This window comes from uncultured Campylobacter sp. (assembly GCF_938017705.1).
Classification (GTDB): domain Bacteria; phylum Campylobacterota; class Campylobacteria; order Campylobacterales; family Campylobacteraceae; genus Campylobacter_B.
The window spans coordinates 1-11,299 of the sequence record NZ_CALIIS010000247.1; the positions used below are offsets into that span (position 1 = coordinate 1).

Consider the following 11,299-nt stretch of genomic DNA (forward strand, 5'->3'; position numbering starts at 1 on the left):
TAAAAAACTCAAAATATGAAATTTTACGCCTGCACTTTACATACCATTGTATTTGTGCGATAAATAAAACTGTGGCTATAAGGAGCAGGAGCGAATCTTTGCTGTTAAATTTTAAGAGATTGATGGCTGTAGTGTCGGATATATACAGAGCATAAAAAGATATTAAGGCGATAAATAGGCTATTTGCTTGGAAATAAACCGCCCTATCTATGATTTTGATCGGCTCTTTGTCATAGTCTCGCATAAAATTCCTTTTCGGTATGATTTTCGTATTTTATCGTCGTCTAGCTTTCGGTGCGTTTAAAGATGCGGGGTATTTGCCGAGGCGCTTGCGGCGAGGCGAGTTGCGACGAGCGGCGATCATCCTCGTTAAGCGGACGGACAATGTGAATCTTTGCAACTAATTATGGGGCTTTTCAGACACACAGAGCGAGCTTGTCTGCGACTACTTCGAGGATTACTTCGGGTGCCGAGTGATCTCATCTGCGATTGCCGCGGGCAGAATTTTGCTCGAAATCAAGCCCCAATCTCGCCGCGAAATACTCGCGCGGCATCCGCCTTTGCGCTTCGTTTACGTTTAGCTTTATCCGGACATCTAGCGGGTCTAAATTTTACGCTGAAAACCGAAAAATTTTACGCCTTAATGTCGTAGCTGAAATTTTTCAAAAAATATATACGTAAAGCTTCGCGCTCGGCGCGGCTAGGACGGATGCAAAAAAATACCGCCGCGCCCGTATCGTCCCTCCCGCGCAGTAGTAAGCAATCGCGCAGTCGTAGCCCCGCTCGTCCGTCTAGTCTTCGCGCGACGACGAGCTTTGAAGCGATCAAAATCGCAAAAATGCCCGCCGCTGCATAGATCGCAGCCTCGGCAAAGCCGAATTTGATCGTCAAAAACACGCCCGCGGCGTATGCAAAAAGAAGCAAGAATTTTAAAATTTCTTGCAGTTTCAAAAACCGCTCGTAGCTTATAAACGGCACGCGAAACGTCCGCACGAAGCCAAACGACGGCTCTATCAGATCGACGCATCCAAGCATAAGATCGTATTTGTCTAGCCCTCTGCGAAAGGATATTTTAAGCTCGTCAAATTCCACGCGCGCCGTCTCTTTGCTACCGCTTCGCAGATAAAGTAACGCCAAAAACAAAAAAACGATCGTCAGGCTGGGCTTGGCTCGCTGCGAGCGTAGCGGGCTGTCCGTGTAAAATAGCTCCCCCGATCCGCCGATGTCCAAAGAGATAAAAATGCAAAAAAACGCAAGGATAGAGGCGGAGAAAATTCTATAAAACGTATCGTCGCAGATGAGGCTGAATTCGGGCTTTTGCATCAGTTTTTATATAGCGGCGCGTCGGTGATTTTAAATCTAAATTTATTGCCCGCGCCGATAAATTTCACGAAGCTCGCTACGCCAAATCCCTGCTGCGGCGCGCTTAGCGGCGGCTTGGCAAGGATCTCGAAGCTTAGACCTGCATAGTTGAAAAACTTACCGCAGCGCCGAAAGCCGTGCCTGCCGTAGAATTCTATGCGGCGCAGGCGCTGCGCGAGATTGGGCGCGTCCTCGTGCGGCGGCTCGACGTCAAGGACGATTTGCGCGCGCGGATTTTGCGTGACGATGAGCGCGAGTAGCCTTGATCCGATCCCCAGCCCACGAAATTTCGCATCGATGCCGAGGTAGGCCACGTAAAAAATCTCGCTCTCTCCGCCGCTTGAAATTTCACTCGCATCGCGACGCGAAATCCCGCTCTCATCGTAGCACAAAATCTTTCCCTTTGCGGCATAGGATGAAATTTCTCTCTCCGTAGCGCTCGGTGAAATTTCGCCGTGCACGCTCACATTTGAAATTTTATCTGTCGCGACACCGCGGCATAGTATTTCTCCCGCACTCGCCTGCTTTAAATCGTCGTCCGCACGTTTTATATTTTCGCTCGCTAGCCATTGATCCGCGCCCGCGCCCAAAACCCCGTCGCTAGCGCTTAAATCTGAAATTTCATTGCTCGTAACGTAGTTTGAAATTTCGTCGCTCGCAGTACCGAAAGATCCCGCATCGCAAGCGAATTCCGCGCCGCTATGGGCTTTGGATCTTAAAATTTTATCCGCATTTAGGCAAGGCGGCGGTTGTTTGTGGTGCAAAACCGCGCGCTTGTAGGTTTGCTCGGTCCTATAGACGCAAAATCCCACCAGCTCCTCGCCGCTTAAATTTTGCGCCGCCGTGGCGCAATTACCCGCAGAGCCGTAATTTTCGCTCGTCGCGCCGCGATTTTTACTTTCCGAGCTGGATTTTTCACACGTCGCATTAGATTTTTTATCCGCCGCGCCGCGATTTTCGGAACTTAAAGAGGCTAATTCTACCGCGCCGCAGTCGCTCGCATCGAAATTTTTACTCGCAGCATCGCGATCTTGGCTCGCTTCGCCGCAATCCCGCTTTGCCGCGCAAAAATCTTGTTTTGGCGCGCATAAATTTTCGCCTGTCGCCGCGTAATGCTTATCAGACGCGCCGCCAGTGACCAGAGCAGTAAAATTCTCGAATATCGCCGCGATTTCAAGCTGTCCTTTGCGCGACATTTTTAAGAAATTTTTTATGCTGATGCGCTCGATTTCGGGGAACGCTGCGACGTTGATCGCCTCTATGCGCGCGATCAGCGCCGAGTCCTCACCGATACGCTCAAGTCTCATTTTGCCCTCCTTGTCGCGATAGCCCTACCGCGTAAATTTAAAATTTGCCAGCCCCGCTCGCGGGGATTTCATCGCTCGGCACTTGAAATTTCATGAAATTTCGCAAAATTTAAGGGCGCTCGTCTAAATTTAATCCTCGCCGTAAATTCGCTTTAAATTCCCCAGCGTCGCGCTCGCGTTTAGCAGTAGCGCATCGGCGATCGCCAGCCGCGCCATCGCGGTGGCTACGACGCTGCCGCGCACGGCGATACACGGATCGTGTCGCCCGCGCAGCTCGCAGACCGCGTCTGCGCCGCGCACGTCCACGCTGTGCTGCGCCATGAAAATGCTCGGAGTGGGCTTAAAATGAGTCGTGATCTCGATAGGTGCGCCGCTACTTATGCCGCCTAAGATCCCGCCTGCGTTGTTGCTTGCGAAATTTGCGCCGATCTTACCGCCGTTGGTGCGGATCAAATTTTTGCTAGCGCCCATGAAATCGTTGTTCTCGCTGCCTTTTAGCGTGCTTGCCTTCACTCCGGCGCCGATCTGCACGGCCTTTACGCCGTTTATGCCCATCATCGCGCCCGCAAGCGCCGCATCTAGCTTACCATACAGCGGCTCGCCGAGCCCCGCAGGCACGCCGGTAACGTGCGTCAGCACGCAGCCGCCGATGCTATCGCCCGCATTTTTGACGCTTAGGATTAGCTCCTTCTGCGCGCTCTCCGCAGCGGGATCGAGCGCGAAAATTTCGCTATTTTGCGCAAAATCAAAATTTAAATCTTTGGCGTAAATTTCGCCCACGCCGCAAATTCCGCTTTTTACGGAAATTTTAAAGTGATTTAGCAGGATTTGCGCGAACGCCCCTACAGCCACGCGCACGGCGGTTTCGCGCGCACTTGCCCGTCCGCCGCCTCGGTAATCGCGCAGTCCGTATTTGGCAAAATATGTAAAATCGGCGTGAGCGGGGCGGAAAATATCCTTGAGATTTTCGTAGTCCTTCGAGTGCTGGTTTGCGTTGCGGATGATAAATCCGATCGGCGCGCCGGTGCTGCGACCGTCAAAAATCCCGCTTAAAATTTCGATCTCGTCGGCTTCTTTGCGCGGCGTAGCGTATTTGCCGCCCGGTTTGCGGCGGTCAAGCTCGCTTTGTATTTTTGAAATCTCGATCTCCACGCCCGCCGGAAAGCCGTCCAAAACGCCGCCTATCGCCGTGCCGTGGCTCTCGCCGAAGGTGCTAAGGCGCAATCTCTCGCCGAAGGTATTCATAGCGCGTCTCCTTGGTCGCCGCCGCTTTGTTTATTCGTATCGCGCCCGCTTTGTTCGGCGTTTTTGTTTCGCTCATTGGTTTTTTTAGCACTCAGCGTGCCGCCCGATACGCCGGCGCGATCGCTCTTTGTGCTGCCCCGCGCTCGTCCGCTGCCGCCTTGTGAGCCTTTTTTGCCGTTCTGAGTGCGGTTTGCGCCGCTTTGTGCGTCGCTATCGCATGCTGTTTGCTCGCCACTTGTTGCGCTAGTGCCGTGCGAGGTGCCGTTTTGTAAAAGCTCGAGCGCGATTTGCGCGCATTTTTGCTCGGCCTCTTTTTTGCTCGCTCCCACGGCGGATGAGAGCCGCCTGCCCCCTACGAGCGCCGCCATTTCGAAGCTTTTTTTGTGATCGGGGCCGCTCGAGCCTAAAAGGACGTATTCGGGAGTGACGCCGAATTTTGCCTGCGTGAGCTCTTGTAGCGCGGTTTTGTAGTCTTTAACGAGCTCGTTAAAGCTGATGCGCGGATAGAGGATTTCTAAGATTGCAGTCGCGATGCGGGCGGTGTTTTGCAGTCCGCTCTCAAGATAGACGGCGCCCATTATCGCCTCAAACGCGTCCGAAAGCAGCGATGGCTTCTCGCGTCCGCCGTTGCGCTCCTCGGACAGCGACATATTCAGGTTCTCGCCGATGCCCAAAAATTTTGCAAATTTAGAAAAGCTGCTTTCGTTTACGAGCGCGGCGCGCAGCTTGCTCAGATCGCCCTCGTCACTGCTAAATTTTTTGAAAAGATACTCGCCCACGATCAGATCCATCACCGCATCGCCTAAAAATTCCAGCCTCTCGTTGTTATGTCCGTTTTTGGCGCTTTTATGCGTAAGAGCGATCTTGAGGTGGGTTAAATTTTTAAATTTGTAGCCCAGTTTTTCTTGTAATTTTTCTAAATTTTGCATCTTTGCCCTTTTTTATAAAATTTTACGAAATCCGCGGCGGCTCACACACAAACGGCATCCGGTGCGAACAAAACCTACGCAAGCGAAACGAACGCGAGCAAGCACAGCCCGCGCTAAATTTGTATTAACGCCGAATGAAACGCGCTAGCGTCGATCTGCGACGAATAAAATTTAAACGTAGCCGCTAATTCTAACGCAAGTCGCGCTAAGGCTCACTTGTCACAAACTAAATCCTCGCCAAAAACAGAACCGTCGCGAATAGAGTCGCGCCAAAGCCTGCTCGCTGCTAACGAAATTTCCGCCAAAGCTCGTCCGCTCATAGACCCAATCCACGCACAAATAAGTGCGAGCTTGCGCGAGCAAACGCGAACGAATAGGGCGTATCGAAGTTGGAGCACACAGAAGCTCGATTGCCACAAATGCAATCCTTGCCAAAAATAGACCTGTCGCAAATGCAAGAGCCCGATTGCGTGAACTAAACTCGCTAAAACCGGCTTCGGGCGATAAAATTTACGCCGAAGCGGCTCTGTGTGCAAAGCAAACGCGGGCAAATCCGTGCTAAATCCGCGCAACCGCGAGCTTCGCCGTAGAATTTCAGCCCTTTATCGCTTCCGCCGCCGCGCGAGCCATAGCGTCGCACTCCTCGTTTTGCGGATGACCCGCGTGCCCCTTGACCCACGAGGCCTTGATCTCGTGAGGCGCCGCCGCCGCAAGGTATATGCGCCACAGATCCGCGTTTTTCTTGCCCTTAAAATCGGTAACGACCCACTTTGCGAGCCAGGAATTTATCGCTTTAACGACATATTCGCTGTCGGTAAAAAGCTCGACGCGGCAGGGCTGCTTAAGCGCGCTAAGCCCCATTATAGCGGCCGTTAGCTCCATTTGATTATTCGTCGTCATCGCTTCTGCGCCGCTTGCCTTTTTTATCGCGTCGCCGTATTGCAGTATGTAAGCCCAGCCGCCCGCTCCAGGGTTTCCGAGACAGCTGCCGTCGCTAAAAAGTTTGACCGATTTCACCGGTTTTCTCCGAAATTTGCGCTCTGATCTCCATGCTGCCTAGCTCGTAGCAGACCGGGCAGCGGTGCGAAAAAAGTCCCACCGAGCTTTTGCACTTCGCGCAGGTGTAGCTAAAGCTAAGCCCCGCGTCCTCAAAGCCCGCGTCTTTCATAGCCATAAGCGCGTTGATCTCAAAAATTTTACTCGCACTCTGCGGCTTTTGATCGCTTTTTCCAAGCGCGTAAAAAAGCGCATTGTACTCCGCATCCTGCGTATTTACCGCCGCAGGGAAATCATAGATCAGATCGATTGCCTGCTCGATCGGCGGGAAGCGGTCAAAGCCCTCCATAGGCTCTTTGTTTTTGATAAAAAGCTCCATGCAGAACCGCCCCGCGCCTTTGAAGTTTAGCTTTGAAATTTTAGCAATCTTCTTGTTAAACGGCGTATTGGCGTCGTTTGCGATGATCTGGGCGCGCTCGAACTGGCTTTGGGCGTATACTTCGGCATCCTGTTCGCGCAGCGCGTCAAGCACCTCAAGCGCTTCATTAAAGCGTTTCAGCCGCTCATAAATCACCGTAAGGTGCGTAAGGGCCTCTTTGTTTCTGGGGCGTAGCTTCAGCGCCTGCAAAAACACCTCTTCGGCGCGCCCTAAAAAGCCCGCTTTGAAATATACGATACCGAGATTGGTAAGGATAAACTCCCTCTGCACGCCGCCGCTAGCCTTGCCTAGCGCGATTAGATAAATTTCTATCGCGCGCTCGAAGTCGCCGCTTTTTACGAAAGAGCTAGCCAAAATTCCAAGCGTCGGGATGTCGATTTGCGGGCTTGCCAAAAGCTGTCTGTGCTCGGTGCTAAGCGCGTCTAGGGTGTCAAATTTTTTGATGAAATTCTCTAAGCTCTGCCTCTCGTTTTTTTTAGAAAAAACTCCCCAGATGTAGCTTAGAATCGACACTAGCAAGATTATGCTTATCAGCATGATAAGCCCGAAAATCGGGTCGCGATCGTCTAAGAAAAAATTATCCAAATCAAACCTCGTCGCAAAAATAAAGGGCAATTATAGCAAAGTGCGGGTATAATTTCGCTTATGATTAAAAACGAAAGCATAGAAAATCTGCTGGCTACCGTAGATATCGTAGACGTCGTAGAAAAATATATCCCGCTTAAGCGCAGCGGCGCAAATTTCGTAGGCGTCTGCCCATTTCACGACGATTCGCATCCGAGCATGAGCGTGAGCTCCAAGCTTGGAATTTTTCACTGCTTTTCGTGCAAGGCCGGCGGCAACGCGATTAAATTTATCCAAGATTACGAAAAGATAAGCTTTCCAGAAGCGGTCGAAAAGCTTGCCGGGATGTATAATTTCGCGCTGCAATACACCGGTGCCAAAGTCCAGGAGCGCAGCGAAGAGAAGAAGGTGCTCGGGATTTTAAACGCCTACTACCAAAGCTGCCTTTATCAAAACCCCGCCGCCGTAAAATACTTGCACGAGCGTGGCTTAAGCGATCAGAGCATCCGCAAATTCGGCCTTGGCTACGCTGGAGCTAGCGCGCAGACGATCAGGGTTTTACAAAACGAAGAAATTCCGCCGCAAGACGCGCTAAATGCGGGCGCGGTGAAGCAAAACGAGCGCGGGCTTTACGCTAGCTTCATCGAGCGCATTACCTTTCCGATCTACAACCATGCAAGTAAACTCGTAGGCTTCGGCGGCCGCACGATAAGCGATAATCCCGCTAAATACGTCAATTCTCCGCAGTGCGCGCTGTTTGATAAATCTAAAATTTTCTACGCATTCGACCTTGCGAAAAAAAGCGCGATCGCCAAAAAAACCCTCATCATCACCGAGGGCTACATGGACGTCATCATGCTGCACCAAGCAGGCATCGACAACGCCGTAGCGGTGCTCGGCACGGCGCTGACGCCGGCTCATCTGCCGCTTATAAAGCGCGCGGAGCTTAACGTCGTGCTTAGCTTCGACGGCGACGCTGCGGGCATCAATGCGGCGATGAAATCGGCGCGGCTTTTGTGTCTGAATAAGATCGACTCAAGCGTCGCTATAATCGGCGGCGGTGCCGATCCTGCGGATATGATAGTCGCGGGCAAGGTGCGCGAGCTAGAGCAAATTTATGCTAGCGGCATGGAGAGTGGGGAGTTTCTGATCCGAAGAATCGCTAAAAAATACGACCTCGCCCGCCCCGTGCAAAAAGAAGCGGCGCTAAATGAGATCAAAGAATTTACCGCAGCGCTGGGTCCCGTGCTCGCCGAGTCCTATCAGAGCCTAGTGGCGCAAATTTTAAATGTCTCGCCCAGCTCGTTCAATCTCGCCGACGGCGGTAAAAATTTCGGCGCGGGCTTTGAGGGGCGAAATTTTAACGATGGCGGGAATTTCGGCTCTCGCGATTTCGGCTCTTACGGGGGGCACGGCGCAGACGGCAGGGGCGGCGCGAGCGGGAGCTTAAACGGCGGAAATTTTAATCGCGCGCAAAACACGGCGCGTTACGAAAGCTCTGCGCCGCCTGCGGCTTCGGCGAGACTCGGGCGCTCGCTACTGCGCCGCAAGGAGATCGCGGAGCTTCAGATCATAAAATCGATGCTGCTTGATGGCGAGATGGCACAGCTCGGGCTCGGCTGCTTAGAGCGGCGCGATTTTCGTATGCACGGCGATATTTTCGAGGCGTTTTTGGCTTTCGCTCGCAGCGGCGGAAATTTTAAAAATTTCATCGCGGGCGGCGCAGGAGAAAATTTTATCCAGGGCGAGAGCGTAAATTTAAAAATCGGCGAGAATTCTAGCGAGCAAAATTTTAACAGGCAAGGCTCTGCGGGTGTCATAAATTTAAAAGGTTCCGCGCAGCATGGCGCAAACGGCGGCGAGAAGCAAGAGGGTGCAAATAACGGCGAGAGACTGAGCTCAAGCAGTGGCGCAAAGCAAGGCGAGATGGAAGCCGCCGCTCAAAATGTTCAAAACGCTCAAAGCGTCCAAAATACCCAAAGCGCCGAAACCGAAGCCTGCGAAAATTTGCGTGCGCTCGCGCTGGACGATGAAATTTTGCCGATCGGCGGTGCGGCGCTTTTTAACGACGCGTGCAAAATTTTACGCCGCAACGCCCTGCAAGATCTGATGCAAAAGCTCAAAAACTCCGACGCGCCCGACAAAATCGAGCGGATCTTGGAGTATCAAAAAAAGATCAATCAACTCAAGTAAAGGAACGAAATGAAGGCATTGGCGCTTTTTAGCGGCGGGCTTGATTCCATGCTCGCGATAAAACTCATCGTCTCGCAAGACATCGAGGTGCTCGCGCTGAATATGGATATCGGATTTAGCGGCAAGGACGATAAGGGCGAGATCATGCGCCGCAGAGCCGCAGCCGCGGGGGCAGATTTTAAAAGCGTCGATATCAGAAGCGAATATCTACGTCAGGTGCTTTTCGAGCCTAAATACGGCTACGGCAAGCACTTCAACCCCTGTATCGATTGCCACGGATATATGTTTAAGACCGCGCTTGCGATGCTGCAAAGCGAAGGGGCGAGCTTCATCATCACGGGCGAGGTGCTCGGACAGCGCCCGATGAGCCAGCGCGCGCAGGCTCTAGCTCAGGTCGGCGGGCTTAGCGGCGATGAGGAGGGGCTGATCCTACGCCCGCTGTGCGCGAAGCTACTGCCGCCCACGACGCCCGAGATCAAAGGCTGGGTCGATAGGGGCGCGTTGCTTGACATCAGCGGGCGCGGGCGGGCTAGGCAGATGCAGCTGGCGGCAGAGTTCGGCTTTGAGGATTATGAAACGCCGGCGGGAGGCTGTCTGCTGACCGTGCAAAGCTTCAGCGAGCGGATCAAGGATGCGGTAAAATTTGAAAAGATCGAAACGCCTAAGGACGCTGAAATTTTAAAATTCGGGCGTCATCTGCGCCTGCCTGAGGGTGCGAAGCTAATAATCGGGCGGGATGAGAGCGACAACAAAAAGCTTGCCGCCGTGCAAAATCCGAAATTTAGCGAGATAAAATTTAAAGATGGCATCGTGGGCGCGCTAAGCCTGCTAAGCAGGGGTGCTAGCGAGGCGGATAGAGAGCTTGCGGCGAGGCTGGCGCTAACATACGCCAAAACGGACGCCGCGCGCAGCTATGCCCTGCTCATAGACGGCAGCGAGCTGAGCGCAAGCCCATTTGAGAGCAAGGATGCCGCCCGCGAGTATTTTGTGTGATAGGCCTATAAGAATTCGAATGTAATATGAAGCTTGAACGTTTTCCTGGTATAAACATTATAGTTGAAGAAAAACGTGTTATTTTCGAATTAAAAATTAAAAACCAAAAATCTGTATATATGTGCCACCCATTTACAAATAACACTGGAGGTATTGCGTTTGTTGATAGCATAAAATTCTTAGAATTATGGCGTAATAGTAAAATTGATGTAGATAAAGAATAAGCAATAAAACGGAAGATGGTTGGCGAGACGATTACAAATATAGTTGGGCAGAAGAGGGCTTTAAACAGGGTCTTGGTAATCCTGTGCCATTGGCTAGAGTTTGTTGTTATTCTGATGAGTATTATGTACCAATAAAAGCAAGATGTATTCCGTTTTTTAAAAGGAATATGTGAAAGAAACAAAATACGCTTGTTCATTTTCTGACGGAATAACACGTACTATTTGGCTGCTTTCTAATGGAGTAAAATCATTTCCAGTACATTTAAACTCCTCCGATGAGACAAAAATATTGGCAAAATTTGCAGGTATTACAGAAAATTTTTATTATATTAAAGACAGAAATTCAAAGTGAACTAAATTTATGGGATAAGAAATAATATATAAAATTTTAGTCATAAATTTATGGAATTTTAGTTAAAATCCTTTCATCAAAATTTCGCGTAAAAGCTCTGCGAAAATGTCAAATTTAGGAGAATCCTTGAAGCTTCAAATGTCCTTGATGTCGGTTGCCTGCGTAGTAATCATCCTGGCTGGTCTTAAAGCCGCGCAGGCTATCGTCGTGCCATTTTTGCTAGCTATTTTCATCACGGTGCTCGTCTCACCGCTGGTGCTTTATGTCCAAAAGATCCGCGTCGGGCGTGTTTTTAGCTTCCTCATCATCACTTTTGCTTTCGTAGCGATTATAGTGTTTTTCGGCGCAGTCATCTTTGATGCGATCAAGGAATTTTCAGCGCGCCTGCCCGAGCTTCAAGCAAAATTTGAAGAGGTGCTAGGAGGCGTGAGTGCGAAGCTCTCTCGCTTCGGCATAGAGCTTAACGCCGCAAACCTAGGCATTGATCCGAGCGAAGCCGCCGCGCAGCTATCTGCACTACTGCGCAAAACAGGCTCGATAGTCTCGACGGGATTTTTCATTTTTATAATGGTTTCATTTATGGTCTTTGAAAGCTCCGTGATCGACGAGAAAATCCGCTATTTTTCGCAAAGTAGCCGCGCTACACACACTTTCGTGAAGAAATTTGCCTCCAGCCTCAAAAAATATCTACTAAT

At 51.1% G+C, this 11,299-nt stretch carries 11 protein-coding genes and 1 pseudogene; 5 read left to right on the top strand and 7 right to left on the bottom strand.

The window, feature by feature from the left end; genetic code table 11:
- From Q0605_RS11330 to Q0605_RS11360, 7 genes and pseudogenes are all read right to left on the bottom strand, one after another.
- Positions 1-244 (bottom strand): hypothetical protein (locus tag Q0605_RS11330; RefSeq protein WP_298706945.1); only part of this gene is annotated, 244 nt, incomplete at its 3' end.
- 389 nt (positions 245-633) lie between these two features.
- On the bottom strand, positions 634-1,323 hold the full coding sequence (locus Q0605_RS11335) for a hypothetical protein (RefSeq protein ID WP_298706946.1): 690 nt from the start codon (positions 1,321-1,323) through the stop codon (positions 634-636).
- Entirely contained in the window at positions 1,323-2,669 is a 1,347-nt protein-coding gene (locus Q0605_RS11340; RefSeq protein WP_298706947.1) for a hypothetical protein, read from the bottom strand. Before Q0605_RS11340 ends, Q0605_RS11335 begins: the two co-directional genes overlap by 1 nt.
- A gap of 129 nt (positions 2,670-2,798) precedes the next feature.
- Entirely contained in the window at positions 2,799-3,914 is a 1,116-nt protein-coding gene (aroC, locus tag Q0605_RS11345) for a chorismate synthase (protein ID WP_298706948.1), read from the bottom strand.
- 266 nt (positions 3,915-4,180) lie between these two features.
- A pseudogene (gene rnc, locus Q0605_RS11350) lies at positions 4,181-4,843 on the bottom strand (ribonuclease III); the annotation flags it as partial.
- 594 nt (positions 4,844-5,437) lie between these two features.
- Positions 5,438-5,860, bottom strand: coding sequence for a ribonuclease HI (gene rnhA / locus Q0605_RS11355; protein WP_298706949.1), 423 nt, complete (start codon positions 5,858-5,860; stop codon positions 5,438-5,440).
- Entirely contained in the window at positions 5,838-6,863 is a 1,026-nt protein-coding gene (locus tag Q0605_RS11360) for a tetratricopeptide repeat protein (protein ID WP_298051985.1), read from the bottom strand. Before Q0605_RS11360 ends, rnhA begins: the two co-directional genes overlap by 23 nt.
- 60 nt (positions 6,864-6,923) lie before the next feature.
- On the opposite strand from Q0605_RS11360, the gene dnaG reads away from it, so the two are divergent.
- The 5 genes from dnaG to Q0605_RS11385 all read left to right on the top strand — a co-directional run.
- Complete coding sequence (gene dnaG / locus Q0605_RS11365; RefSeq protein ID WP_298706950.1) at positions 6,924-9,035, top strand: DNA primase; 2,112 nt, start codon at positions 6,924-6,926, stop codon at positions 9,033-9,035.
- A gap of 9 nt (positions 9,036-9,044) precedes the next feature.
- A complete protein-coding gene (locus Q0605_RS11370; protein ID WP_298706951.1) occupies positions 9,045-10,028 on the top strand; it encodes an argininosuccinate synthase domain-containing protein in 984 nt (327 codons plus the stop codon).
- A gap of 26 nt (positions 10,029-10,054) precedes the next feature.
- Positions 10,055-10,252, top strand: a complete 198-nt coding sequence (locus Q0605_RS11375; RefSeq protein ID WP_298706952.1) for a hypothetical protein — start codon at positions 10,055-10,057, stop codon at positions 10,250-10,252.
- Between the two features lie 169 nt (positions 10,253-10,421).
- Positions 10,422-10,604 (top strand): hypothetical protein, encoded by a 183-nt coding sequence (locus Q0605_RS11380; RefSeq protein ID WP_298706953.1) that lies wholly within the window; start codon positions 10,422-10,424, stop codon positions 10,602-10,604.
- 126 nt (positions 10,605-10,730) lie between these two features.
- Positions 10,731-11,299, top strand: a 569-nt coding sequence (locus Q0605_RS11385) for an AI-2E family transporter (RefSeq protein ID WP_298706954.1), incomplete at its 3' end; no start/stop codon positions are given.